Source organism: Betaproteobacteria bacterium, from assembly GCA_016720065.1.
Taxonomy (GTDB): Bacteria; Pseudomonadota; Gammaproteobacteria; order Burkholderiales; family Rhodocyclaceae; genus SSSZ01.
The window spans coordinates 65487-89796 of record JADJXY010000001.1; the positions used below are offsets into that span (position 1 = coordinate 65487).

At 67.5% G+C, this 24310-nt stretch carries 22 protein-coding genes; 6 read left to right on the forward strand and 16 right to left on the reverse strand.

Annotated elements, in window-relative coordinates; all coding sequences use genetic code 11:
* From IPM73_00295 to IPM73_00310, 4 genes are all read right to left on the reverse strand, one after another.
* Complete coding sequence (locus IPM73_00295) at nucleotides 1-1371, reverse strand: phosphatase PAP2/dual specificity phosphatase family protein (GenBank protein MBK8916538.1); 1371 nt, start codon at nucleotides 1369-1371, stop codon at nucleotides 1-3.
* On the reverse strand, nucleotides 1368-3128 hold the full coding sequence (locus tag IPM73_00300) for a bifunctional alpha/beta hydrolase/class I SAM-dependent methyltransferase (protein MBK8916539.1): 1761 nt from the start codon (nucleotides 3126-3128) through the stop codon (nucleotides 1368-1370). Before IPM73_00300 ends, IPM73_00295 begins: the two co-directional genes overlap by 4 nt.
* A gap of 111 nt (nucleotides 3129-3239) precedes the next feature.
* A complete protein-coding gene (locus tag IPM73_00305; GenBank protein ID MBK8916540.1) occupies nucleotides 3240-7550 on the reverse strand; it encodes a type VI secretion system tube protein Hcp in 4311 nt (1436 codons plus the stop codon).
* A 207-nt stretch (nucleotides 7551-7757) separates the two neighbouring features.
* Complete coding sequence (locus tag IPM73_00310; GenBank protein ID MBK8916541.1) at nucleotides 7758-8444, reverse strand: DUF4197 domain-containing protein; 687 nt, start codon at nucleotides 8442-8444, stop codon at nucleotides 7758-7760.
* Nucleotides 8445-8638: 194 nt separating this feature from the next.
* On the opposite strand from IPM73_00310, the gene IPM73_00315 reads away from it, so the two are divergent.
* From IPM73_00315 to IPM73_00325, 3 genes are all read left to right on the forward strand, one after another.
* Nucleotides 8639-9934 carry an acetyl-CoA hydrolase/transferase family protein gene (locus tag IPM73_00315; GenBank protein MBK8916542.1) on the forward strand — a complete coding sequence of 432 codons (1296 nt, stop codon included), beginning with the start codon at nucleotides 8639-8641 and terminating at the stop codon, nucleotides 9932-9934.
* Nucleotides 9935-10021: 87 nt separating this feature from the next.
* Nucleotides 10022-10276 carry a type II toxin-antitoxin system Phd/YefM family antitoxin gene (locus tag IPM73_00320; protein MBK8916543.1) on the forward strand — a complete coding sequence of 85 codons (255 nt, stop codon included), beginning with the start codon at nucleotides 10022-10024 and terminating at the stop codon, nucleotides 10274-10276.
* Nucleotides 10276-10704 (forward strand): type II toxin-antitoxin system VapC family toxin, encoded by a 429-nt coding sequence (locus tag IPM73_00325; GenBank protein MBK8916544.1) that lies wholly within the window; start codon nucleotides 10276-10278, stop codon nucleotides 10702-10704. Before IPM73_00320 ends, IPM73_00325 begins: the two co-directional genes overlap by 1 nt.
* A 19-nt stretch (nucleotides 10705-10723) precedes the next feature.
* Here the strand turns inward: IPM73_00325 and IPM73_00330 are convergent, their stop codons facing one another.
* From IPM73_00330 to IPM73_00345, 4 genes are all read right to left on the reverse strand, one after another.
* On the reverse strand, nucleotides 10724-11569 hold the full coding sequence (locus tag IPM73_00330; protein MBK8916545.1) for a DUF692 domain-containing protein: 846 nt from the start codon (nucleotides 11567-11569) through the stop codon (nucleotides 10724-10726).
* Between the two features lie 57 nt (nucleotides 11570-11626).
* Nucleotides 11627-11935 (reverse strand): hypothetical protein, encoded by a 309-nt coding sequence (locus tag IPM73_00335; protein MBK8916546.1) that lies wholly within the window; start codon nucleotides 11933-11935, stop codon nucleotides 11627-11629.
* 130 nt (nucleotides 11936-12065) lie between these two features.
* Nucleotides 12066-12638: a TlpA family protein disulfide reductase gene (locus IPM73_00340; protein ID MBK8916547.1), complete on the reverse strand. Its 573-nt coding sequence runs from the start codon at nucleotides 12636-12638 to the stop codon at nucleotides 12066-12068.
* On the reverse strand, nucleotides 12635-14410 hold the full coding sequence (locus IPM73_00345; GenBank protein MBK8916548.1) for a thioredoxin domain-containing protein: 1776 nt from the start codon (nucleotides 14408-14410) through the stop codon (nucleotides 12635-12637). The genes IPM73_00340 and IPM73_00345 overlap by 4 nt, the downstream gene beginning before the upstream one ends.
* Nucleotides 14411-14579: 169 nt before the next feature.
* Between IPM73_00345 and IPM73_00350 the strand changes: the two genes are divergently transcribed.
* Entirely contained in the window at nucleotides 14580-15806 is a 1227-nt protein-coding gene (locus IPM73_00350; protein ID MBK8916549.1) for an HD domain-containing protein, read from the forward strand.
* 64 nt (nucleotides 15807-15870) lie between these two features.
* On the opposite strand, the gene lipA is transcribed toward IPM73_00350, so the two are convergent.
* Genes lipA through IPM73_00380 form a run of 6 tightly spaced genes read right to left on the reverse strand, consistent with a single transcriptional unit; the run spans nucleotide 15871 to nucleotide 20730 of the window.
* Complete coding sequence (gene lipA, locus IPM73_00355; GenBank protein MBK8916550.1) at nucleotides 15871-16827, reverse strand: lipoyl synthase; 957 nt, start codon at nucleotides 16825-16827, stop codon at nucleotides 15871-15873.
* Nucleotides 16828-17481, reverse strand: a complete 654-nt coding sequence (gene lipB, locus IPM73_00360) for a lipoyl(octanoyl) transferase LipB (protein MBK8916551.1) — start codon at nucleotides 17479-17481, stop codon at nucleotides 16828-16830.
* Nucleotides 17482-17502: 21 nt separating this feature from the next.
* Complete coding sequence (locus IPM73_00365) at nucleotides 17503-17769, reverse strand: DUF493 domain-containing protein (protein ID MBK8916552.1); 267 nt, start codon at nucleotides 17767-17769, stop codon at nucleotides 17503-17505.
* Entirely contained in the window at nucleotides 17766-18650 is an 885-nt protein-coding gene (locus tag IPM73_00370) for a D-amino acid aminotransferase (protein MBK8916553.1), read from the reverse strand. The genes IPM73_00365 and IPM73_00370 overlap by 4 nt, the downstream gene beginning before the upstream one ends.
* Nucleotides 18650-19792 (reverse strand): D-alanyl-D-alanine carboxypeptidase, encoded by a 1143-nt coding sequence (locus tag IPM73_00375; protein ID MBK8916554.1) that lies wholly within the window; start codon nucleotides 19790-19792, stop codon nucleotides 18650-18652. The genes IPM73_00370 and IPM73_00375 overlap by 1 nt, the downstream gene beginning before the upstream one ends.
* Before the next feature lie 29 nt (nucleotides 19793-19821).
* On the reverse strand, nucleotides 19822-20730 hold the full coding sequence (locus IPM73_00380; GenBank protein MBK8916555.1) for a LysR family transcriptional regulator: 909 nt from the start codon (nucleotides 20728-20730) through the stop codon (nucleotides 19822-19824).
* Between the two features lie 108 nt (nucleotides 20731-20838).
* On the opposite strand from IPM73_00380, the gene htpX reads away from it, so the two are divergent.
* Nucleotides 20839-21711 carry a protease HtpX gene (gene htpX / locus IPM73_00385; protein MBK8916556.1) on the forward strand — a complete coding sequence of 291 codons (873 nt, stop codon included), beginning with the start codon at nucleotides 20839-20841 and terminating at the stop codon, nucleotides 21709-21711.
* Between the two features lie 199 nt (nucleotides 21712-21910).
* Entirely contained in the window at nucleotides 21911-22822 is a 912-nt protein-coding gene (locus tag IPM73_00390) for a GAF domain-containing protein (GenBank protein MBK8916557.1), read from the forward strand.
* Nucleotides 22823-23022: 200 nt separating this feature from the next.
* On the opposite strand, the gene IPM73_00395 is transcribed toward IPM73_00390, so the two are convergent.
* Together IPM73_00395 and IPM73_00400 are read right to left on the reverse strand one after the other, a co-directional pair.
* Nucleotides 23023-23811: a hypothetical protein gene (locus tag IPM73_00395; protein ID MBK8916558.1), complete on the reverse strand. Its 789-nt coding sequence runs from the start codon at nucleotides 23809-23811 to the stop codon at nucleotides 23023-23025.
* Complete coding sequence (locus IPM73_00400) at nucleotides 23808-24284, reverse strand: VOC family protein (protein MBK8916559.1); 477 nt, start codon at nucleotides 24282-24284, stop codon at nucleotides 23808-23810. Before IPM73_00400 ends, IPM73_00395 begins: the two co-directional genes overlap by 4 nt.
* Nucleotides 24285-24310 lie beyond the last annotated feature (26 nt).

Below are 24310 nucleotides of genomic sequence, written 5' to 3' on the forward strand. Positions count from 1 at the left end.
TTACTCCTGGGCGGAAGGGGGCGGGGTTGGCGTGGGGAGAGTCTGCCCAAGGCCGGTCGGGGAAGCAAGGGTCGCCAGGGCCCGGCGGTGCTCCGGTCCCTGGACCGCCTGGGGGCGGGCCGCCTGGACCCGGGCGAGGGCATCCCCCATGTCATTCGCCCGGCCGCTCAGCAACAGCCAGGCAGCCACGGCCGCGGCGCTGCGGGAGTAGCCCAGGGCGCAATAGACCAGCACGGGGCCGTGGGGGCGCAGGGCTTCGATGGCCGCCGCGGCAGCGGCGAGGTCGGCGGGCTGGGGCGGGACGAGGTCCAGCCAGGGCAGGCTGATGCGCCGCGCCGGGCCGCTGGGGGGCGGGAGCTCGGGAGCCAGGTCGAGCAGGGCGGCGTAGCCGCCGCTGTCCAGGCCGCTGCCGATGGGATGGCGGCCCAGCCAGACGCCGTCGGTGATGGCGACCGCCCGGGGCACGCCCCGGGTCCACAGGCGGGCGTTGAGTCGGGCCGCCAGGGTGTAGGGGGCCAGGAGCCAGGCTGCCGCGGCGGAGCGCTGGCCGTCGTCTTCCCGGAAGACGCGGGCGCCCAGGCCGCGGTAGGCCAGGGCCACGGCGGCGAGGGAAATGGCCGGCCACAGCAGCCACAGGGTCCAGCCCCCCCAGGCGCCGCTCAGGGCGAGGCCGGTGCAGATCAGGGCGCCCAGGGCGTAGCGGCCGGCGAGGCGGCGGCGATGGGGGTCGCTGACGGGCTGCCAGCGGGGGCGGAGGCCCCGGTCGGGGAAGAGCCAGAGGCACAGCAGCCCTGCGGTGGCGCCGCTGGGCAGGTCGATGAAATGATGCTGCCAGGTGGTGAGGGTTGAGAGGGCGATGAGCAGGGCCCAGGCCCCGGCCAGGCCGCGGGCCGGCCCCCGCAGCCGCGGGGCGAAGCGGGCCCAGATGATGAGCAGCAGGCTGATGTGCAGGGCCGGCGCCTGGTTGTAGGGCTTGTCGAAGGCCGCCAGGGCGTCGAAGAGCGGGGACCAGGGCGCGCCGATGGCGGGCCGCTCGGAGCTGTTGCGCAGGGGAAAGACGAGGAAGCAGGCGACGCTGATCACCTGGGCGCCGAGAAGGCGAAGGCCGTGGGTGTCGACTTCCCGCTGGCTGCGGCAGGCCAGGAAGGACAGGCCGTAGAGCAGGTCGATGGACCAGTAGGGCACGATGGTCCAGGGCAGGAAGGGAATGGCCGCCTCCCACGGGAAGATGACGCTCCGCGTGACGCCCCGGGCTTCGGCCAGGGCGTTGGCCGCGCCGTAGCTGAGAAAGAACAGGGGGCCGAGGAAGGCCAGCCAGGCCAGGGCGCGCCCCCAGGGCCAGGGCGGGGCCGCCGGGGTGGCGTCGCTCACGGCCCGGGCCGGCGCCGGGCCAGGGAGACGGTGAAAATGCCCCAGCGGTCGATGCGCTGCTCCAGTTTTTCGAAGCCCGCCGCGGCGACCAGCTGGTCCAGTTCCGCCTGGCTGCGGCGGCGCATCACCCAGGGACGGCCCTCCCGGTGGCTGGTCAGGGCGCGGGCGATGAGTTCCAGTTGCGGGTGCCAGGGCTGGCCGGTGTAAATGAGGTAGCCGCCGGGGGCGACGGCGGCGGCGAGGCCGGTCAGGGATTCCCGCACCGGCCCGTTGTCGGGAAAGAGCTCATAGAGTCCGGAAACGATGGCCACGCCGGCCTGGGGGGTGAGGGCGGCGAGAGCCTGCCGGTCGAAGGCGTCGCCTTCCTCGAAGCGGCCGATGTCGGCGTAGCCGCGCTCGGCGAGCAGCGTGCGCCCGGCGGCCACGTTGCGGGGGCTGAAATCCCGCAGCAACAGGGCGGCGGGTCGCACGGGGGCGGCCGCCACGGCGTCGAGGACGTAGCGCCCGTGGCCGGCGGCGATGTCGAGCACCCGCGCCGGACTGCCTTCCTCGGCGAGGCGAGCCAGGGCGCGCAGGATCAGTTCCTCCAGATGGCGTTTTCTCTCCCGGATGCCGCGCCAGCCGATGGCGTCGAGGTAGGTCCGGTCGATGAGGCGCCCCAGGGGGCCCCGGCCCGTGGCCTGGTTGCGGTAGATGTAATCCAGGGTGCTGCCGGAATCGAAGCCGGTGTCGCGGCCCAGCTTGAGGCCTGTAGAAAGCAGGGCGCCGAAGCGGAGTCCGGCGCGGGTGGCGGCCCAGTAGAGACCCCGGGCCGAAAAGGGCGACAAGGGCGCGGCCAGGGCGGCGGCTTCATCGTGGGTGGGGCCCTGGCGGTCGGCGTCGCCGAGGTCCACGGGCGCCGGGGGCGCTGCGAAGCGTTCGCTGATGAAGCGGCGCACCGCGGCCACGGCGGGGGCGCGGTCCCGCTCGCCCAGGGTGTCGTGATAGAAGTCGGGAAAGACGTGGCGCTCCTTCACCGGGCTGCCCAGGGCCTCGAAATAGGCGTGCTGGGGGCCGGGATGGACGACCCAGTCGCGGCCGGAAAGCAGCATCTGGGTGGGCAGGGTGACGGTCGCTGCGTCGGCGACGATGCGTTCGGCCACCGCGTAGAGTTCGAGCAGGATATTGACCGAGATCGAGCGGCTGATGAGGGGGTCGCGCTCGTAGTCTGTTTGGCGCGCGGCATCCTGGGTGAGGAAGCGGGCCTTCACATAGCTGGTGACGAAAAAATTGCCGCGCAGGGCCTGCCACAGGCGCAGTCCGGGGCGGGCCAGGGGGACGTAGAGCTTGACCTTGAAGGCCGGCGCCGCCAGCACCTGGCAGCGCAGGGGCGGTGCGTAATCGTGCACCCAGGCGGCAGCGGCCACGGCGCCGACGCTCTGGGCCACCACGGCCATGTCCTGGAGGGCGATGCCGTGGCGGGAGCGGATGTGGTCCGCGAAGGTCTGCATGTCGCGCACGGTGAAATCCAGCCCCGGCGCGTAGCCGCGGGGGCCGGGGGAGCGGCCGTGGCCCCGGGCGTCCCAGGCGAAGATATCGAAGTCGGGGAGGTCGAGTTCGTTGGCCAGGTGACCCATGCGTGCCGAGTGCTCGTGGCCGCGGTGGAAGAGCAGGACGGCACCCTGGCGTGGGCCGGTGGCGGGCCAGTGGCGGTAGAACAGCGCCACGCTGTCGTGGGTGGTGAAGGTGGAGTCGAGGACGGGGCGGGGCGCGGACATGGCAAGGGAGAGCCCGGCGGGGCCGGGTGGGGGGCGGTGCGGACCGGCGGATTATGCCGGCTTGCCGGCCGTCCCGGGAAGGTCGAGGCTACCCGGGCCGCCGGCGTCGCCTCAGAGCAGCAGCCAGTGGTCGGCGGCGCTCAACTGGGCGACGGAAACGCCCTGCAGGGTGATCGAATCGTCGCCGGCGTGGATGACGGCGCTGCCGCCACCGTCGGTATGGGCCAGCACCTCGGCGTGGGAGGCGAAGCCCAGGCCCCGCAGGTCCAGGGTGTCGTGGCGGGCGAGGGTTCCCGGATTGAAGTCGATGATGCGGTCGTCGCCGAAGTCAGGGCCGAAGACGAAGTGATCCTCGCCACCGCCGCCGATGAGCAGGTCGTCGCCGCGCCCGCCCAACAGCACGTCGTTGCCAGCGCCGCCCAGGAGCTTGTCGTCCCCGTCCCGCCCTTCCAGGCGGTTGGCGCCCGCGCCCCCCACCAGGTAGTCGTCGCCACTGCCGCCGATGACGTTTTCGAAGGAACGCAGGTTGGCCACGCCGTACTCCACGCCGACCAGACGGCCCACCTGAAGGTTGACCATGACCGGGCTGGCAAAGCTCGAGAGGTCGAGGGTGTCGTTGCCGTTGCCGCCACTCAGGGCGTGGTAGATGTCGCCGCGGGGGGCGGGGTCGACCACCAGGGTATCGTCGCCCGAGCCGGCGTCTACATTGGCATTGCTGCGGTCCACGATGACCCTGTCGGCGCTGGCGCTTCCCCGCACCACCGCCTGGCCGCTCTGGGCCACGATGGGGTTGTAGACCTGGAGGTCCGCCCCATCCGCAACCTGGGCCGCGCCGTCGCTCACCTGGTAGGAAAGGGCGGCGGCGCCCACGAAGCCGGTAGCCGGGGTGAACAGCCAGGTGCCGTTGCCCTGGTCGCTCAGGTTGCCGCTACCCGCGGTGACGGAGAGGCCGAGGACGCTCAGGGTGTCGCCCCAATCGACGTCGCTGGCGTTGGCCAGCAACTGCTCGCGGGTGATGAGCATCGCGCCACTGCCCGTGGCGCTGCCCAGATCGACGCGGCCGGCCACGGTCGGCCCGTCGTTGCTGCCCAGGACCGTGAGAACGAGGTTGGCCTGGGCCGTGAGCCCGGCGTTGTCGGCGGCCAGGTAACTCACCGTGACCTGGGCCGATTCCCCCTGGCGCAGGGCGTCGAACAGGGTGCCCGGTGCGAAGGCGATCTGGTTGCCGGCCAGGGAGACGGCGGCGCCGGCGTTCAGGCCATCGATGGCGGTGTTGCTGCTGCTCACGCTCACCGCGCCCAGGGAGGCGAGGTGCAGGGTGTCGCCGGCGTCCGGGTCGCTGTCATTGGCCAGGACATTGACCTGGCGGGCCTCGTTTTCCCCGGCACTGGCGGTGTCCCCCACCGCGACGGGGGCGGCGTTGGAATTGGGGTCGGGGATGTCCGTATCTTCGGTGCGCCGGCTGAAGTCCCAGGAAAAGACGTGGGGGTCGCCCCTGCGGCCCCCGTCGAGTTCCCAGGTGGACAGATGAATCTGGCGGAAGTCGAAGGCGAATTCCTCGCCGTCCTGACTGCCCTGGACTTGGGAGATCAGCACTTCGCCCAGCTTGAGGTCGAAGACCGTCTGCCCCCGTTCGTCGCCGCTCGTGCCCACCAGACGCACCGACCGGATGACCTCTCCGCCGGCGACGTGCTGCAGCAGTTCCGCCAGATCGCCGCCCGGGGCGAAGCGGATGGCCAGAGGCGAGACATCGGATTCGAACCTGACCAGCGCCCCGGCTTCGGCCGTGTTGCCGATGGAGAGGGCGTAGTCCTCGACGTCGAAGGCGCCCTGGAAACCCCGGGCGGTCGAATCGCCGATCAGGCCGTCGATGTAGAAGAAAAAGCGCTGTGCGCCCCCGCCGGTGGTGTCGTGTGGGATGTCGGGGGGGGCGATGGTGCCGCCCGTCCGTCCATTCGGGACGTCCCAGGAAAAGGTGCTGGGGGAGGAGAGGCTGCCGTCGGCGCGCACGTTCCGGGTGGTCAGGCTGAAGCCGTGATAGGCGAATTCCAGGGAATCGCTGCCGCCGAGGGCGTCATTCACCGCGGCTACCGTCGCGTCGGCCAGGCGCAGGTCGTAGGTAATTTCCTGCCTGTCGCCGTCGGTGACGCCGATGAGACGCACGCTGTCGATCAGTTGACCAGAAGCGGTGTCGTGCAGGAGTTGCGTCAGACCGTCATCCAGGGAAAGGGTGACGCTGAGGTTGGAAAAGTCGGGGCGACCGGCACCCGCGACGGCTCCAATTCCGCCGGTCGAGACCAGATCGACGTCGAAATGGTGGGACTCCACGGCGAAGGCGCCGCGGGCGAGGTCCAGATCCACGCCGCCGTTGATGCCTTCCACCAGCAGGTAGAACTGGGTTGCAGCGCCGCCGGTTTCGGGCCCCGAGGGCGTGGTTTTGCCTACGGACGCCTCCGCTTCGCCGGTGACGAGATTCCAGGCGAAGGTGTGAGGGCTGGAATTCCGGACACCCTTGTCGTCGATATCGTAGGTGTCGAGGACCAGTCTTTCATAGGCGAAGCTGATGCTGTCCGTGCCATCTGTCTCCCCCAGCGCGCTGATGTGGGCATCCCCCAGGCGCAGTTCGAAGGTCTTTTGCGGGGTCCCGCTGGTGCCCGCATTCTGTACCCCGACGAGGCTGACGGATTCAATCGGGCTTCCCTGGGTCAACTGGCTCAACAGTGAGGTGAGTCCGTCGCCGAGGGACAGGCTGACCTCCAGATCGCTGAAATCCGGGCGGCCCACGCTGCCCCGCAGGCTGGCAATCTCGATGCCCAGATTGTAGGCGTCGATTTCGAAAGCGCCCTCGAAACCCCGCACCGTCGAACCGCCATTGACGTCCTCAATCAGCAGGAAGAACTGGTTGGCGGCCCCCCCAGTCCCTTGGTTCGGAATGTCCGGTTTGGTGATGGCGGTGTCCCCGATATGGTTGCCGGCCACGTCCCAGTTGAATTCGGAGGGCGAGCCCAGGCCCCCGCCCGCTTCGACGTCCCAGGTTTTCAGGATGACTTGGCCGAAATCGAAGGCCAGGGAGTCGCCCTCCGAGGATTCGTTGATTGCCGCGACATGGACGCTGCCCAGGCTCAGGTCGTAAGTGGTGAGCCTCTCTCCGTCGTCTTCGACCACCCCCACGAGGCGCACGGAACGCAGTACCTCCCCTTGCGCGGCAGTGCCCAGGAGGGGGGAGAGGCCGTCGACCAGGTCGAGATTGACCCTCAGGCTGGAAAACTCGGTGGGGCCGGAGACGATGTTGCCCTCCACGTCGAAGCTCACCGGAGTGTTGAGGGCCAACTGGTGGGCGTCGACCTCGAAGGCGCCTTCGAAGCCCTTGGCCGTCGAATCGCCGCGTATCCCGTCGATGTACAGAAAGTAGCGTTCCGCCTCGCCGCCCGTCTCTTTGCTACCCGGGGTGACGTTGGGGATGCCGCTGTCGGGGACGTTCCAGGAAAACTCCTCATCCTCTCCGCTGGCCTTCGCATCGTTTCCAGTAGTGGTGAGTTTCAGGGCCTCGAAGGCGAATTCGACGGAGGCGGTATTGTCCGCCTGCTCGAAGGTGGTGATGACCACGCCGCCCAGGTGCAGGTCGTACTGAGGCGTGAGGGTTCTCCCGTCGTCGCTCATGCCGACCAGGCGCACGGCGCGGAGGGTCTCGCCGACAGCCGCGTAGGCGAGCAGGCCGGTCAGGCCATCGCTGATCTCCAGGTCCACGGCGAGGGAAGCCGTTCCCCCGGCGCTTTCCCCGGGGACGGCGGTGGTGAGCGCCTCCAGGGTGGCGGAAAGGCTGTAATCGGTGATTTCGAACGCCCTTTCCGCACCCCGGGCGGTGGAGCCGCCGTTGAGGCCTTCGACGAAGAGGAAGAACTTGGTGGGGTTCCCGCCTGGGGTTCCCGAGCCGTCCGCGGTGTTCGGCTTGGGAATCTCGACGTGTGCCTCCTGCTGCGCAACGAGATCCCAGGAGAAGTGGTTTTCCTGGCCCCGGCGTCCGTCCGCCAGGATGTCCCAGACGCTGACGCTGATGGCGTTGAAATCCAGGCTGAGCTGGTCGGCTGCGATGCCGTCCTCCACCTTGCTGACGATGGCGTTTCCCAGCCGCATTTCAAAGGCGATCTCCGCACGGTCGCCTTCGGTCATGCCCACCAGCCGGACAGGCCCCAGTGTCGTGCCATTGAGGGCAGAATCCAGCAGGCGGGTCAGGCCGGCGTTCAGGTCCAGGGAAAGGTCGAGGGGCGAAAAATCGGCCCGGGTGATCTCCCTCTCCTCCCCCAGGACGGTGATGAGACTGTCGATCTGGTAGTCGAAGACCTGAACGCCGGCAAAGGCGCCTTCGAGGCCCCTGGCCGCCGACCCACCGTCGATGCCGTCAATCTGCAGGAAGTAATTCATGGCGAGGGCTCCGTTCTTGGATGGGGGCAGCGGGATCGTGCCGCGGGGGTGAGGCTGAGAGAAAGCAAGTTCCGTTCTGTTTTCCGCAAAAAACCTGCCGCCCCAGGCGCAGCGGGGCGTGGCGGGATCGAGGAGAGGCGCCGGGGCCTCCCCTGGCGGGACGGGAGTGTCAGGAAATCCGACACGCCCGCCTGGGGGGAGGGGCGCTCAGTTGAGGGAGGAGAACACCTTCTTGAGCATATCGCTGCCGGCGCCCAGGGGGTTGGCGCGGATGCTCTTTTCCTTTTCGGCGATCATCAGGAAGAGGCCGTCCATGGCCTTCTCGGTGACATAGGTGTCGAGGTCGGCGTCCTTCTTGTCGATGAGGCCCAGGCTGGCGCCCTTCTTGGCGAACTTGTTGTACTTCTTGGCCAGATCGACCTTCTTGGTCGCTTCCTGGACGATGGGCAGGAATTCCACCGCCAGTTGTTCCGAGGTGGATTTGCGGAAGAACTTGGTCACCGAATCGTCGCCGCCGGTGAGGATGCCCTTGGCGTCCTGCACGCTCATGCTCTTGATGGCATTGACCAGAATGGGCTTGGCCTTGACCACGGCCTTTTCGGCGGCCCGGTTCATGGTCACCACCAGCTCGTCGGCCTGCTTGCCCATCCCCAGGGCGCGCAGGCCCTTTTCGATGGTTTCCAGGGATTCGGGCAGGGGAATCTTGACCTTCTTGTTGCCCAGGAAGCCGTTTTCCTTGCCCAGGCTGGTGACGGCAAACTCGGCGCCGGTGCTCAGGGCCTCCTTGAGGCCGGAATTGGCCTCGCCGGAGGTGAGATCGGCCAGGCTGCCGGCCTGGGCGACGTTGAGCAGGGTGGCGAAGAGGGCGGCGGCGGCAAGACGGATGAGGCGCATGGGGAATCTCCTGGGGAAAACGGTGTTGAAGGTGTTGGCGATGCAACCGTCAATATAAGCCAAAGCGGCGCCTTGGTGCATGGCTGCGGCATCTTCACCGAAAACCCCGTTTGACAGGCCGGCGGGCGGGTTCGATACTGGGCCACTACTGTCCGGCGCAGCGGCCGGCTCGAGGGAGAACCAGGGGGCACGCCATGAAACTCTTGCACGAATACCAGGAAAAGCGCCGACTGGCGGAAGAAGCTGTCCGCCTGGTGCGCAACGGCGAGAGCATCGTCGTCCCCACCGGCGTGGGCGAACCTCCCACCCTGCTCAACGCCCTGGCTGCCCAGCGCAAGGAATTCCTCGGCGTCACCGTCGCCCAGCTCCTGCCCCTGCGCAAGTTCGATTACTTCGATCCGGCCACCGTGGAGCACGTGCGGCATCTCTCCTATTTCTTCAGCGCCGCCACGCGCGTTGGCGGCCAGGCGGGCTGGATCGACTACGTCCCCGCCTATTTCTCCGAACTGCCCATGCTGCTGGACCGCGAACAGCTGGCCGCCGACGTGGTCTTCACCATGGCTTCGCCCATGGACCAGCACGGCTATTTTTCCCTCTCCCTGGCCGCCGACTACACCATGGCCGCCATCCGCCGCGCCAGGACGGTGGTGCTGGAAGTCAATCCCAACGTCCCCTTCGCCCACGGCAATTGCCACGTTCACCTTTCCCAGGTGGCCGCCCTGGTGGAAAGCGACGAGCCCATCCTGGAAGTCGGCCTGCCGCCGGTGGGACCGGTGCAGGAGGCCATCGGCAAATACGTCGCCGACCTCATCCCCGACGGGGCCACCCTCCAGATCGGCTACGGCAGCATTCCCGACGCCGTGGTGATCCAGCTCGCCGACAAGCACGATCTCGGCATCCACACCGAAATGATCGGCAGCGGCATCATGACCCTGGTGGAAAATGGCGTGGTCACCAACCAGCGCAAGAACTGCCACCGGGGCAAGATGCTGGCCAGCTTCGCCCTCGGCGACCGCAAGCTCTACCGCTTCATGCACCGCAACCCCGCGCTGGAAATGCACCCGGTCGATTTCACCAACGATCCCTACCTGGCCGGGCAGAACGACAACCTCATGGCCATCAACGGCACCATGCAGATCGACCTCGTCGGCCAGTGCGGCTCGGAAACCCACGGCTTCCTGCCCTACTCGGGCACCGGCGGCCAGACCGATTTCGTGCGGGCCGCCAATCGCTCCAAGGGCGGCAAGGCCTTCATCGTTCTGCCCGCCACTGCCAAGGACGACAGCGTGTCACGCATCGTCCCCACCCTCTCCACCGGCACCCACGTCACCACCGGCAAGAACGACATCAGCTACGTGGTGACCGAATACGGCGTCGCCCAACTGCGGGGCAAGACCGCCAAACAACGCGCCGAAGCCCTCATCGGCATCGCCCACCCGGATTTCCGCGGTGAGTTGCGGGAGGCGGCGAAGAAGATGCATCTGCTGTAGGGGGTAGGGCGCTGAGCAAGCGTGTTGCGCGTCGGTGCGCTGTGTAGTAACGTCGCTACATTACATGTTTACCGAGGAGGTGTGGTTATGACCATCACAACCTTATCCAGCCGGGAGCTGAACCAGGACGTTACCCGTGCGAAAAGAGCGGCCAAGAGCGGTCCCGTGTTCATCACCGATCGTGGCAAGCCTGCGCATGTCTTGTTGAGCTTCGAGGACTACCAGCGGCTAACCAGGCAGCGGCGCAATATTGCCGATGCGCTGGCGATGCCGGGTATTGCGGAGCTTGAGTTTGAGCCGCCGCGGGTCAGGATCGAGCCCCAGGTCGCTGATCTCTCGTGATGTACCTTCTCGACACCAACGTGGTGTCCGAACTGCGCAAGATTCATGTTGGTAAGGCCGACGCCAACGTCGCGACATGGGCAAGAAGCGTCGATGCTTCGGAGCTCTTTGTGTCCGCCATCACCCTTCTGGAGTTGGAGTTGGGCGTGTTGGCCCTGGAGCGCAGGGACCCAGGCCAAGGAGCCCAGCTGCGGATGTGGCTGGAGCAGCAGGTATTGCCCGAGTTTTCAGCGAGAACGCTACCCGTCGATACGGCTGTGGCACGGCGCTGTGCCCGGCTGCACGTGCCCGACAAGCGCAGCGAACGCGACGCACTGATTGCGGCGACGGCACTGGTCCATGGCATGACAGTCGTCACCCGCAACGTGGTGGATTTTCAGGGAACCGGCGTGCCGGTTCTCAACCCCTGGGCCGCGAATTCGATCTGATTGCTTGGGGACGCGGGCGTCAGGCCACTCTTGCGACGGGGGTTTCCGCTCGATCCAGCATCCTGGCGATCACCTCCACCTCCCGCACCAGATCCCCCAGATCGGGAATGTTGAAATCCCGCTCCAGGCAGGTGGGCACGGGGCCAGTGCGGCGGTAGGCTTCTTCCAGCAGATGCCACACCGGGTCGATCACTGCGGCGCCATGGGTGTCCACCAGGAGCCCGTCCGGCTCGGTGTAGTGGCCGGCCACGTGGATGTAGCAGGTCTTCTCCAGGGGCAGCGCAGTCATGAATTGCAGCGGGTCGAAGCCGAAATTGCGGCTATTGACGTAAATGTTGTTCACATCGAGATGCAGCAGGCAGTCGGCTTCCGCCACGATGGCCGAGATGAATTCGGTCTCGCGCATCTCCGCCCCCGGGGGGGCGACGTAGTAGGAGGCGTTCTCGATGCCGATCTTCATCTCCAGGATGTCCTGGGCGCGGCGGATGCGCTGCGCCACCCAGCGGACGGCATCACCGGTGAAGGGAATGGGGAGCAGGTCGTAGAGCTGCCCATCGTCGGAACACCAGGAGAGGTGCTCGGTGTACAGGGCCATGCCGTGTTCGGCCATGAAGGCCTTGATGCGGCGGAGCAGCGCTTCGTCCAGGGGCGTGGGACCGCCCAGGGAAAGGGAAAGGCCGTGGCAGACGAAGGGATGGCGCTCGGTGAAGTGGCGCAGATCCTTCGCCGACCGGCCGCCCATGCCGGCCCAGTTTTCCGGGGCCAGTTCGAAGAAGCGGAGCGCCGCGGGGACGCCGGCCTTGAGGGGCTCGATGAGTTCGCGGCGAAAGCCGAGTCCGGCGCCGGTGGGAGGGGTGCGGGGCATGGGGGAGAAGGCTGAAGGGGGAAGGACGGGGCGCGCCGGGCGCGCCCCGGGGGGGAATTACTTCTTCTTGTCGGCGCCGCACTTGGCTTCGCCGCACTTGCCGTCCTTCTTCTTGTCGCCGCCGCAGCTGCCGTCCTTTTTCTTGTCGGCGCCACACTTGGCGTCCTTCTTCTTGTCGGCGCCGCACTTGGCTTCGCCGCATTTGCCGTCCTTGGCCTTGTCGTCGGCGGCAGCGAGTTGATAGCCGGAATCGAGCTTGGTGAGACTGAAGGGGTTGTCTGCCGCGTGGGCGATGGGGGCCAGCAGGGCGGTGGCGGCGAAGGCGGTGCCGACGGCGAGGGAAAGGGTGGTCTTCTTGCTGCTCATGATGGGTCTCCTGACAGGGGGGGTTTGGCCGCGGGGGCCGGGATCGTGGTTTCGGTCGGCTGCTTGGTCAAGCGGCGCGCTCCGTACAGGCAGGTACGCGACAGCCCGCCGTTTGGATGCAAAAAGCCAATCATGGTTCCGTCATCAGCTTTTCCAGGGCGGCGACGAGGTCGGGGCCGTCCCAATCCGCTTCGCCCGTAAGACGCGCCCGCAGGCGGCCCCGCCGGTCGATGACCAGGGTGGTGGGCAGGGCGATGGCTTTCCAGCGGGCCATGGTGGCTCCCTCTGGGTCGAGCAGAAGAGGGAAACCCACCGGCACCGTGGCGGTAAAGCGGCGCACGGCGTCGGCATCCTCGCCGACATCTACTCCGAGGACTTCCATGCCTCTGGGCGCCAGGCGGGTGCGCAGGCGGTCCAGAGAAGGCATCTCGGCCCGGCAGGGCTTGCAGTAGGTGGCCCAGAAATTGACCAGGACCAGCTTGCCGCGCAGTTGGGCGAGGTCCACGCCGCGGCCGTCCAGGTCGCGCAGGACGAGCGGTGCCGCGGGGGTGGGGGTTAGGGGGCGCAATTCGGCCGCCCGGGCGGGCAAGGCGAAGAGCGCTGCGGCCAGGGCCAAGGCGCTGGCGGTCAGCCGGATCAAGACTCCGCGGTCCGGCGCACCGGCGGCGCTGCGTGTGCGGGGGGGCGGGCGTCGCGGTTTCATGGTGTGCTCGTGGGCTCTCTCTTCTTTGCTTCGGCCGCCAGGGCAAGAAGGTCTTCGACGCTGAACAGGGGCCGTGAGCAGCGGCCGTCGGCGCAGACGAAGGCCGCTGCTCGGCTCAGCTCCGGGTAGGCGACATCGGGATTGGGCAGTGGGCCTTCGCGGCGGTCCCACCACTCGACTCGCTTATAGACTACCGGCCAGCGGGCGGCGGCGGCGAAGAGGCGGCGCGCGGCTGGGTCATCGCGGCGGCCGACCACGGTGAGGTGGGCGGGGTCGTTGGCCAGCTCCCTGTCGGCGATGAGGATGCCCGGGTCCGATACCCGGGCCAGGGCGACGGCGGGCGTGGCCAGGTAGCGCATGGCCGATTCGGCCATGGTCCGGTGGCGCGCTTCGCCGCTGTAGTGGGCCAGCAGGTTGGCGGCCCGGGCCAGGGCCAGGTTTTCGTCCAGGGTGGCGACGGGGGCCAGGGGGCCGGAAGGGACTGCGCTGCGGTAGCCGGGGACTGCGGGAGAGGCGAAGCGGTCGGCAATGAAGTCGGCGGTGGTCATGGCTTCCGCCAGCCAGCGGCGTTCGCCCGTGGCGCCGTGCAGGGCAAGCAGGGCGCGCAACATTGCAAGGCTGTCGGCCAGATAAGGGCCGCCCCGGTCGTCGGCACCGTGGGTGTAGCCGCCCCGCGGCAGGCGGCGCAGGACCATCATGCGCTCCACGGCGAAGGTGGCGTCGTCGAGGAGTTGCGGCAGGCCGGTGGCCAGGTGGGCCTGGACCAGGGCGGTGGCCAGGAGGCCGTTTTCCCGGGCGTAGATGGCCTTGTCCACCCGGGGGACGCCCCGCCGGGTGCGTGCCGCGTCGCCCAGGGCGAAGTAGGCGGCGGCGTGTTCGCCGGGTCGCAGGTCGGCGTCCTGGCTGGTGTAGAAGCTGCCATCGGGAGCCCGCAGGAAGCGGCGCAGGTAACGATGGATGGCGAGCAGGGCGTCCCGGTCCCGCGGGTCGCCGGTGGTGGCGTAGCTCAAGGCGAAGAGGCGCAGGTAGTCGGCCTGGATGAAGCCCAGCTTCTCGTAGTGCGGGTGCTTCCAGTCGCCGCCGGTGGAATACTGGTAGACCCCGCCCCACACCGGGTCCAGCAGGCGCCGTGCCCCGGCGAGGCTGCCCCGGGCGATGCGCGCCCCCGTGGCGTCGCCTTCCGTGGCCCGCAGGAGGGCGAGTTCGGCGGCATCCCGGTCGACGACCTTCTGGGCACCTTTGAGCCCGCCGCGCCGGAAGTCGTTGCTCTCGACCAGGCGTTTTTCCAGTTCGGCCCGTGTTGCTGCGTCGAGGAAGGGCGACAGCGCCCATTGCACCGGAGGCGTGGTTGTGGGGTTTTCCGGCGAGGGGTCGGCGACCACGGCGGCGAGGAGTCGCTGCATGGCTTCCGGGGCGAGGTAGCCGGCCCGCTTGACGATCTCGCGGCCCTCACCGTCCAGGATGATGAGGGCCGGCCAGCCATAGTCCCGATAGCGCTCGGCCAGATCGGGCCGGGCATCGTGGTCGGCCCGCACGGGAACGTAGTGTCTGGCGACCGCCTCCGCCACCGCTGGGTCGCTCCAGGTGCGCTCGTCCATGACGTGGCACCAGTGGCACCACACCGCTTCCAGTTCCAGGAGCACGTAGCGCCCCTCGGCCCTGGCCTGGGCGAAGGCGGCATCGCCGTAGGGCTGCCAGGGAACGAGCCCGGCAGTCCCCCAGGCGAAGGGCGCCCAACAGCAGAGGGCGATCAATCTGAACAGAACGCGCATGGTGACTCCAGGGAGTGGCGTCGGGTCCTTCGACGCCCTTGTGGCGAGTACGCGGATTCGCCGCGTCCGGATGCGGTCCGGGGCAGGGCAGGCTTGGTGGCCGCCGCCGGAAGGCTTAGGATGAAGCCCTCTGGCAGCCGACTGGCCTTGCTGCCACGATCGGAGGCCCATGGCGAATTTCAATATCAGTCTGCATCAGGCCATCTATTCGCTCTCGGATGCCCTCGATCTGGTGGGCGTCACCCACATCCACCACGGCAAGCGGGTCGCCTATATCGCCGCCGAATGCGGCAAGCGCCTGGGCTGGAGCGGCCAGCGCCTCGACGACCTGTTCCAGGCGGCGATCCTCCACGACTGCGGTGTGTCCAAGACCATCATCCACTCTCGTCTGGCCCAGTTGGAGTGGGAGCACGAAAACGACCACTGCGACAACGGGGCGGCCCTGCTGGCGCGCTGTCCCTTGCTGGCCAAGTTTTCCGAGGTGGTGCGCCACCACCACACCCATTGGCAAGCGCTGGCCGGGATACCGCTGTCCGAGGAAACGGCCCTGGCCGCCAACTGCATCTACCTCGCCGATCGGGTGGATATCCTCACTCTGGCGAGCCTCAAGGACAATGCCAACGTGCTCCTGGGCATCGATGAGACCCGGCGGCGCGTCGCCGAGCGACGGGGAAGCTGGTTCCATCCCGATCTGGTCGACGCCTTCTTCGATCTGGCGCGTTCCGAAGCGTTCTGGTTCCGCCTGGAAGGGGACCAGGTGGCCGGTTATGCCGCGGGTTGGCTCGAACACGGGGATCAGGGCGAAATCGCCTTTGCCGAGTTGCGCAGCCTGTTCCACATCTTTTCCGTGATCGTCGATGCCAAGAGCAGCTTCACCAGCAAGCATTCCGATGCGGTGGCGCGGCTGGCGCGCTTCCTCGGCGAACGGATCGGGCTCGACCAGCGCCGCTGCGAATTACTCGAACTCGCCGGGCTGCTGCACGACCTCGGCAAGCTGCGCATTCCCGACGAGTATCTGGAAAAGCCGGGGAAGCTGACGGCCGAGGAGTACGCCATCGTCCGTCGTCACAGCTTCGACACCTATAACGTCCTGAAGAACATCCGCGGCCTGGAAGAGGTCGCCCTGTGGGCTGCTCAGCACCACGAGCGGGTCGACGGGTCGGGCTATCCCTATCACCTGCGCCGGGATTCGCTCTCCCTGGAGGCGCGCATCGTCGCGGTGGCCGACGTCTTCCAGGCCCTGGAGCAGCACCGCCCCTACCGGGCGCCGCTGCCGCCCGGGGAAATCCTCAGCATCCTGCGCGAAGAAGCCGACGCCGAAAAGCTCGACGCCGACGTGATCGCCTGCGTGGCGGCCAATCTGGACGAGTGCTGGCGGATCGCCTTCATCGAATGATGCGGCTGGACCCCGCGTCCGCGCAGCCATCGGATCGGGTGGGGCTCCCCGTCGCTCGCGCCGCTCAGGCCACTCCGGCCGTATGGGCCTGCTGGTCGGCCCAGTAGCTGGAGCGCACCATCGGCGCGCAGGCGGCGCCGCTGAAGCCCAGGGCGGTCGCCTCGGTTTCGTACATTTTGAAGATGTCGGGATGGACGTAGCGGGTCACCGGCAGGTGGTGGCCGGTGGGGGCCAGGTATTGGCCTATGGTGAGCATTTCCACGGCATGGGCGCGCAGGTCGCGCAGCACGTCGACGATCTCCTCGTCGGTCTCGCCCAGGCCGACCATCAGGCCGGACTTGGTGGAAACCGCCGGGTAGCGGGCCTTGAACTGCTTGAGGAATTCCAGGGAATGGGCGTAGTCGGCGCCGGGGCGGGCCTGTTTGTAGAGGCGGGGCACCGTTTCCAGATTGTGGTTGAGCACGTCGGGCAGTGCCTGGCCGAGGACACCGAGGGCGATTTCCATGCGGCCGCGGAAGTCGGGCACCAGGGTTTCGATGGTGGTGGTGGGGGAGGCTTCCCGCACGGCGCGGATGACGTCCACGAAGTGCTGGGCGCCGCCGTCCCGCAGGTCGTCCCGGTCCACGCTGGTGATCACCACGTAGCGCAGTTTCAAGGCGGCGACGGATTCCGCCAGCTGGCGGGGCTCGTCCGGGTTGGGGGGCAGGGGCTGGCCGTGGCCCACGTCGCAGAAGGGACAGCGGCGGGTGCAGATGTCGCCGAGGATCATGAAGGTGGCGGTGCCGCGGCCGAAGCACTCGCCGATGTTGGGGCAGGTGGCTTCTTCGCAGACGGTGTGCAGCTTCCGCTCCCGCAGCATGGACTTGATCTCGCCGAAGCGTCCGGCGCTGTTGCCGGCCTTGACCCGGATCCACTCCGGTTTCTTGAGGGGGGCGCCCACGGGGACGATCTTGATGGGGATGCGGGCGGTTTTTTGTTCGCCCTTTTGCTTGACGCCGAGTTTGCGTTCATTGGCGGCCATTTACGACTCCAGTTGCTGTAGCAAGTGTTGGCAAAGCCCCTCGCCCGCCTCGTGAGCGGTGAGGGGAAGATTGAGATCCTTGGTCTGGATGACCTTCAGCCCCGGGTAGCCGCAGGGGTTGATGGCTGCGAAGGGGCTGAGGTCCATGTCCACGTTGAGGGAGACACCATGATACGAGCGGCCGTTCCGGATGCGTAGCCCGAGGGCGGCGATCTTGGCCTCGCCCACATAGACACCGGGGGCGCCATCGCGGCGTTCGGCCGTAACATGGGAATCGGCGAGGAAGTCGATCACCGCTTGTTCGATGGAGTTGACCAGCTCCCGCACCTTGAGTTTTCTCCGGGTGAGGTCGAGGAGGATGTAGATCACCACCTGCCCCGGGCCGTGGTAGGTGACCTGGCCGCCCCGGTCGATGGGTACGATGGGAATGCCCACATCGCGCAGGATGTGCTCCGGCTTGCCGGCCTGACCCAGGGTGTAGACGGGGGGGTGCTCGACGATCCACAGTTCGTCCGGGGTCTCGGCCGTGCGGGCAGCGGTGAAGGCGCGCATGGCGTCGAAGGTCGGCACATAATCGGCCAGGCCGAGGCGGCGGACGACGGGGGCGAGCGCAGAGTGCCCGACCCGCGCTCCGCCTTGCCCCTCACCGCTCACTGCTCGCCCCTCACGCTTCACCTACAGAACCACCTTCACCAGGGGGTGGGAGGTGAGTTCCAGGTACAGGGCATCGAGTTGCGCCTTGGACGTCGCGGTGACCGTGCAGGTGAGGCCGAGGTACCTGCCCCCCGAACTGGCGCGCATCTCGACGGTGGTGGAATCGAAATCCGGCGCGTGGCGGGTGACGATCTCCAGCACCGCCGTGGTGAGGGCGTCGTTGGCCTGGCCCATGATTTTCAGGGGAAAGGCGCAGGGAAATTCGAGGAGGGTTTCCTTTTCGCTCATGGTCTTCCCTCTCGCCGCATGACGACTTCCTTGAAGTCCTGATACCAGGCGCCCATGGCGGCGGCGACCGGCCCCGCCAGGCCCGTGCCGACGGGCTGACCGTCGAGCCGGGTGATGGGCAGGATTTCCCGGGTCGAGGAGGTCATCCAGACCTCGTCGGCCGCGCGCAGTTCCGCTTCCGACACCGGGCGGGTTTCGGCCGGCAGGCCATGGGCGGCGGCGAGTTCCAGCACCACATCGTAGGTGACTCCGGGCAGGATGAGGGGGCCCTTGGGGGGCGTGGCCACGACGCCGTCGCGCACGATGAAGATATTGGACGCGGTTCCCTCGGTGAGCCAGCCTTCGCGCAGGAAGATGGCCTCGGCGCAGCCCGCGTCGGTCGCCTGCTGGCGGGCCAGCACATTGGCGAGGACGGCGGTGACCTTGAGGTCGCAGCGACCCCAGCGCAGGTCGGGCACGGTGATGGCGGCGACGCCCTGCCGCCGCAACTTGGCCGACGCCGTGACCAGGGGCGACGCGAAGCCGAAGACCGTCGGCGCCACCGTGGCGGGCGGGAAGGGGTGGTCGCGCCGGATGTCGGCGCCCCGGGTCACCTGCAGGTAGATGGCCTGATCTTCCCAGGGGGCGCCGGCGATCAGGGTCTCGACCAACGAGCGCCAGCGGGACGCGGGGTAGGGGTCCGCCAAGCGGATCGCGGTCAGGGTGGCGGCCAGCCGGGCCAGGTGCTGCTCCAGCCGGAATGGCCGGCGGGAGTAGACCGGAACGACCTCGTAGGCGCCGTCGCCAAAGAGAAATCCGCGATCCAGGGGCGAGATGCGCGCCTGGGCCAAGGGCACGAAGGCGCCGTCGAGATAGACCGGATCGGCGACGCCGTCGGTCATCAGGCGAACCAGAGCCGGATGGTGTCGATCAGGCGGCCCAGGATGCCGGCCTGGCGCACGTTCTCCAGGGCCAGCACCGGGTACTCTCCGAGAGGCTTGCCGTCCAGAGCCACCTTCAGGGTGCCGAGAACCTGGCCCTGCTGGATGGGGGCGATCAGCCTGGGCTGGGCGACGAATTCCCTGGTGACCTTGGCGGCGAAGCCGGTGGGCACGGTAATGGAGAGATCGCTGGCGAAACCTGCCTTGATCAGATTGGTCTCGCCCTTCCACACGCGCAGGGAAGCGACCTCCTGGCCCTTGGCGGAGATTTGCACCGGCTCGTAGAACTGGAAACCCCAATTGAGCAGCTTTTGCGATTCGCTGGTGCGGGTGGCGTCGGACTTCGCCCCCAGGACGACGGAGATCAGGCGCCGCGGCCCGCGCTTGGCCGAACCTACCAGGCAATACCCGGCGGCCTCGGTATGGCCGGTCTTGATGCCGTCTGCGGTGGGGTCGATCCAGATCAGCCGGTTGCGGTTCTGCTGGGTGATGTTGTTGTAGCGGAATTCCTTCATCGCGTAGTACTTGGCGTACTCCTCCGGGAAGTCGCGCACCAGGGCGGAAGCGAGAAGGGAGAGGTCTCGCGCCGTGGTGTAGTGCTGGGGATCGGGCAGGCCGTTGGAGTTCATGAAGTGGGTGTTCTTCATGTTCAGGCGCTGGGCCTCGCGGTTCATCATCTGGGCGAAGGCTTCTTCGCTGCCGGCGATGGCCTCGGCCAGGGCGATGCAGGCGTCGTTGCCCGACTGGATCTCCATGCCCTTGATCAGGTCTTCCACCAGCACCTGGGTGCCAACCTGGATGAACATCTTGGAACCGCCCGTACGCCAGGCTCTCTCCGAAACCGGGACGGTCTGGTTGAGGGCGATGGTCTTCTGCCTGAGCGCCGCGAAGGTGAGGTAGGCCGTCATCATCTTGGTGAGGGAGGCCGGCTCGACGCGCTCGTCAGGCTGCTCGGTGGTCAGGATCTGGCCGGAACCCGTGTCGAGCAGTAACCAGGACTTGGCAGCCACTGCGGGCGGGACCGGGAGTTGTTCGGCGCGAAGGGAAAGGGAAACGAGCAACGAGAGGCCGCAGGCGGCCAGGAAATGGAGTAGAGGAGTCATTGTGCAGTGCAGCGGTTGGGGGTGGAGGATTATAGCGCGGCCGCTCCGTCGCCCCCCAGACGCACCGCACAGAGCGCTTCCACAGCCGGGTGGGCGAGGCGGCGGGCATTGGCGATGGCAAAGATCTGCTCACTCACGCCCTGCAGAGGGCCGACCGGATGAGCCCCCAGTTCGGTGGCGACCGTGGCGGCCAGTTCCAGGGGGGCAGGGAAGAGGCCCAGGCCGGAGCGGCCGAAGGTTTGCAGCAGGGCGCTGTCCTCGAATTCGCCCACGATGTCGGGCTCGATCCCTGCCTCGTCCAGCCAGAGGTCGATCTGGTCCCGCAGGCGATTGTGACGGGTGGGGAGAAGCAGAGGGGCGGCGGTGAGGCTAGCCGGGAAACCCGGCCGCAGGGCATCGGCGAGGGGCGGCGTGCCGAAGAGGCCGACCGCCAGCTCGCCCAGGGAGTGACTGTGGAGGCGCAGATTGCCGCCGCCCGGGGCGGGACGGTCGGTGAGGACGACATCCAGACGATGCACCGCCAGATCGGCGAGCAGATCCTCGAATTCGCCCTCGTGGCACACCAGGCGCAGGCGGGCCGGCGGGGCCTGGACCTCGGCCAGGAGCCGCTGGGCGACGAGCTTGGGCAGGCCGTCGGAGACGCCGGCCACCAGACGCAGACGTTCCGGACCTTCAGGGCGGGCGAGATGCTCCTCCAACTGGTCCCCGAGCTGAAAAATGCGGTCCGCGTAGTTCAGGGCGCTGCGTCCGGCCTCGGTGAGGGCCAGGCCACGTCCCTGTGCGGCGAAGAGAGAGCGGCCCAGGGAGCGCTCCAGGACGGCGATCTGGCCGCTGACTGTCTGGATGGCGACCCCCAGGCGCTCGGCTGCTCGAGTCAGGCTGCCTTCCTGCGCCGCGACCCAGAAGTAGTGCAGGTGCTTGTAATTGAGCCTGGGCATTGCTTCTGAAAATTTCGAATCGTTGTTCAATTTTAATCCGATTTATTCGGATTGTTTCCCTGGAGTAAACTGCTCGCCGTGTCGTTCACCCTCCATCAGGAGATTTTCATGAAACGTGTCATCCTCTTTCTCGTTACCAATCTGGCGGTCATGCTCGTTCTCGGGCTGGTCACCAGCCTTCTGGGCGTCAATCGCTTCCTCACCGCGAATGGGCTCAACCTCGGCATGCTGCTCGTCTTCGCCGGGGTCATCGGCTTCGGCGGCGCCTTCATTTCCCTCTGGATGTCGAAGACCATGGCCAAGTGGAGCACCGGCGCCCAGGTCATCGAGACGCCGCGCAACTCGACCGAGTTCTGGCTGGTGGATACCGTCGGCCGATTGGCCCAGAAAGCCGGCCTGCCCATGCCGGAAGTGGCCATCTACGACGGCGAGCCCAATGCCTTCGCCACCGGCGCCACGCGCAACAGTTCGCTGGTGGCCGTCTCCACCGGCCTCCTGCAGGGGATGAGCCGGGAGGAAGTCGAGGCGGTGCTCGCCCACGAGGTCGCCCACATCGCCAATGGCGACATGGTGACGCTGACGCTGATCCAGGGGGTGGTCAATACCTTCGTGGTCTTCATTTCGCGGATCATCGGTTACGCGGTCGACTCCTTTCTGCGCAAGGGTGAGGAAAATAGCGGCCCGGGCATCGGCTACATGGTGACCAGCATGGTGTGCGAACTCGTCTTCGGTATCCTGGCTAGCATCGTCGTCATGTACTTTTCGCGCCAGCGTGAGTTTCGGGCCGACGCCGGCGCTGCCAGCCTGCTGGGAACGCCGCGGCCGATGATTGATGCCCTGCGTCGCCTGGGCGGTCTGCATACCGAGCCGCTGCCGCAAAACATGGCGACGGCGGGCATTGCCGGTGGCAAGGGCTGGATCTCGCTGTTCTCCAGCCACCCGTCCCTGGAAGACCGCATCGCTGCGTTGAGCGCCCGCTGACCGCCTGGCGCCGCAGAGGACGGCGACAAGAGGAAAGCGAGGCCGACCGGGGTTCGCCAGGCCGGGTCGAGAAGGTTTTCGGCCCGGCCTATTACTTTAGTAAGTGTGGTGCACTTCACGGGCTCCCCAGGGAGGGGCGCCCTACAATCGCAACTGTCATTGAGTTGGGGCCTGGGTCCCGAAAGTTGCGAACGTGGTCATGATGAATTTGGGCGAGCAAGCGATGCTGTCCTCGTCGGTGGACATGCAGGAAGGGATTGCCCGCCTCTCCCGGGGGAGCTATTTCCGGGAGGCCTCCCTGGAAATGACGCTCAGTATTCTCACCGAGTCGGCAGCCGCTGCAACGGGCGTTGCGCGCGTCGGGATCTGGGCGCTTGCCGGCGAGCGCGACGAACTGCGCTGTCTGGAAGTATTCGAGCGTGCGTCCAATCGTCACAGCAGTGGCGAGTGCCTGGCGGCTGCGGACTATCCTGCATACTTTGCCGCCTTGCAGGGAGAGGGCGCCATCGTCGCCGATACCCCCTACCTGCATCCGGCGACTTGCGAACTGGCGGCGGATTATTTCCCGCAGCACGGTGTGTCGGCCCTCCTGGCGACGCCCATTCATATCCGTGGCGAGTTTCAGGGGGTGATTGCCCTTGAGCAGGTTGGGCCGCGGCAGCCCTGGACCACCATGCATCGCATCTTTGCCCAGGCCATATCGAATCTGGTGACCCTGGCCCTGGTCGAGTTCGAGGCGGCGGAAGCCCGCAAGCAGGCCCAGACGGCCAGCGAGCGCCTGCGGGCCGTATTCGACGCCGCGCGCGATGCCATGCTGCTGGCGGACGGCGACACGGGCATCATCCTGGACGCCAATCAGCGGGCGGAGGCCCTGTTTGCCTTGCCGCGTGCGCGACTTATCGGGCGCCATCAGCGCCAGCTTCATCCCGCCGCCGAAGGCGAGCGCTGCGCAAGGGCCTTTCGCGAAGCCGTGTCGGGCCTTGCTCCCGACCCGGTCAGGGTTTCCATCCTGCGCGGAGATGGCGAGAGCCGTCCAGTGGAAATCCAGGCCGAAGTGGCCGATCTGGGGAACGGCCGCCGCTTGATCCTGGGGATATTCCGACCGTTGTAGCCTGCGAGACCCGCCGCAGGTCTTGGGCTCGGCTGCCGTGCGGGTCGTTTCCCTCGCCATGGCCCGAGCGATGGCTGCGCTTTGCGCCGTGATCGTGCGCCTCTGGTCTCTGCGCTCGGGGGTGCCCAAACAATTCACAGGCTCGGATTACCCCTGGAGCAGGCCAGCGGGCGGTGTCGCCGGCTATGTGCCGGCTTCCGTCAGGGGTTTACCTGGTCGCGATCCCCGCCGGTCAGGCGTCCGATCAAGTCTTCCAGTTCGGCGATCAGGCCCAGGACCATGTTCCGGGGTTCCTCTGCCTCCAGGTCCACCCGTTCTCCGGCGCGCAGAGGCAGGGTGCGAACCAGTCGGCCCGCGGCGAGGGCAACGTCTCCCAGATCAAGGGCATCGGCGACCCGGGCCAGATCGGCGGCAGCGCGTTTGAGCGCCATGGGGTCCGGGGGGAGCGCGGCGCAGGCGAGGCGCATCTTCTCCAGGCACTCGTGGCCCTCTTCGGCGAACAGACGATCGAGCACGGGCGAGCGGGCGGGAGCTTCTCTTTCCTTGGCCACCCGCTCCAGGCGGGAGGCAAAATGCCGCGCCCGTTGCGGAAACGCTTCATGTTCCAGGGCGTCCACCACAGCGAAGCACTCCACGGCAGCGCTGATTGCGGTGACTAGGCGGGAATTGCCGAGGCCGGCCGGTTCGTCGAGGCGGTCGGTGGCGCTGGCCACGGCCTCGCTCAAGGCGAGGCAGTCCACATCCTGCAAGGCCAGGGCAGCGGCGGAAAGCGCAAAGACCGCCGGGCGCAGCGCCGCCAATCCTCCTCCGTTCCGGTCGCTCCAGGCTGCCTGGACATCTGCCCAGGCCTGGTTCCAGTGTGCTGCTGCCTTGGCCGGAAAACGGGGATTCCTGGGCCTTGCCAGCAGGGGCAGAATGGCCGCCGTGGCTTCCAGCGTGGGCGCCAGGGCCGCCCGCGCGTCGTCACGGTCCGAATCGGACAGGGTCATGGATTGGCGAAGCGATCAAGGGCCGCGACGACTTCTGGCGGCGCCTGGACGAGTTCGATGAGGACGCCTTCGCCGCTCAAGGGGAATTCCTCGTTGCCCTTGGGGTGGACGAAGCAGATGTCGAAGCCGGCCGCCCCGCGGCGTATGCCTCCGGGCGCGAAGCGCAGGCCCTGCCCGGAAAGCCAGGTCACGGCGGCGGGCAGATCGTCAACCCACAGGCCGATGTGGTTGAGCGGCGTGGCGTGGACGGCAGGTTTCTTTTCAGGATCGAGGGGCTGCATCAGATCGACCTCGACCTTGCCGGGACCGCTGCCCAGGGCACAGATGTCTTCGTCCACATTCTCCCTCTCGCTCACGAAATTGCCCGTGGGCGCCAATCCGAACAGATCGACCCACAGTGTGCGCAGGCGGTCCTTGGAAGGAGCACCGATGGCGATCTGCTGCAGGCCGAGAACCTTGAAGGGGCGTTGCATGGCCGAATTCTCCCGTGACTTGATAA

Bases quoted from the DNA above. Each gene is read 5' to 3' on its own strand.
- IPM73_00300 (MBK8916539.1), bottom strand. From the start codon at position 3,128: ATGTCCGCGCCCCGCCCCGTCCTCGACTCCACCTTCACCACCCACGAC.
- IPM73_00305 (MBK8916540.1), bottom strand. From the start codon at position 7,550: ATGAATTACTTCCTGCAGATTGACGGCATCGACGGTGGGTCGGCGGCC.
- IPM73_00310 (MBK8916541.1), bottom strand. From the start codon at position 8,444: ATGCGCCTCATCCGTCTTGCCGCCGCCGCCCTCTTCGCCACCCTGCTC.
- IPM73_00315 (MBK8916542.1), top strand. From the start codon at position 8,639: ATGAAACTCTTGCACGAATACCAGGAAAAGCGCCGACTGGCGGAAGAA.
- IPM73_00320 (MBK8916543.1), top strand. From the start codon at position 10,022: ATGACCATCACAACCTTATCCAGCCGGGAGCTGAACCAGGACGTTACC.
- IPM73_00325 (MBK8916544.1), top strand. From the start codon at position 10,276: ATGTACCTTCTCGACACCAACGTGGTGTCCGAACTGCGCAAGATTCAT.
- IPM73_00330 (MBK8916545.1), bottom strand. From the start codon at position 11,569: ATGCCCCGCACCCCTCCCACCGGCGCCGGACTCGGCTTTCGCCGCGAA.
- IPM73_00335 (MBK8916546.1), bottom strand. From the start codon at position 11,935: ATGAGCAGCAAGAAGACCACCCTTTCCCTCGCCGTCGGCACCGCCTTC.
- IPM73_00340 (MBK8916547.1), bottom strand. From the start codon at position 12,638: ATGAAACCGCGACGCCCGCCCCCCCGCACACGCAGCGCCGCCGGTGCG.
- IPM73_00345 (MBK8916548.1), bottom strand. From the start codon at position 14,410: ATGCGCGTTCTGTTCAGATTGATCGCCCTCTGCTGTTGGGCGCCCTTC.
- IPM73_00350 (MBK8916549.1), top strand. From the start codon at position 14,580: ATGGCGAATTTCAATATCAGTCTGCATCAGGCCATCTATTCGCTCTCG.
- lipA (MBK8916550.1), bottom strand. From the start codon at position 16,827: ATGGCCGCCAATGAACGCAAACTCGGCGTCAAGCAAAAGGGCGAACAA.
- IPM73_00365 (MBK8916552.1), bottom strand. From the start codon at position 17,769: ATGAGCGAAAAGGAAACCCTCCTCGAATTTCCCTGCGCCTTTCCCCTG.
- IPM73_00370 (MBK8916553.1), bottom strand. From the start codon at position 18,650: ATGACCGACGGCGTCGCCGATCCGGTCTATCTCGACGGCGCCTTCGTG.
- IPM73_00375 (MBK8916554.1), bottom strand. From the start codon at position 19,792: ATGACTCCTCTACTCCATTTCCTGGCCGCCTGCGGCCTCTCGTTGCTC.
- IPM73_00380 (MBK8916555.1), bottom strand. From the start codon at position 20,730: ATGCCCAGGCTCAATTACAAGCACCTGCACTACTTCTGGGTCGCGGCG.
- htpX (MBK8916556.1), top strand. From the start codon at position 20,839: ATGAAACGTGTCATCCTCTTTCTCGTTACCAATCTGGCGGTCATGCTC.
- IPM73_00390 (MBK8916557.1), top strand. From the start codon at position 21,911: ATGATGAATTTGGGCGAGCAAGCGATGCTGTCCTCGTCGGTGGACATG.
- IPM73_00395 (MBK8916558.1), bottom strand. From the start codon at position 23,811: ATGACCCTGTCCGATTCGGACCGTGACGACGCGCGGGCGGCCCTGGCG.
- IPM73_00400 (MBK8916559.1), bottom strand. From the start codon at position 24,284: ATGCAACGCCCCTTCAAGGTTCTCGGCCTGCAGCAGATCGCCATCGGT.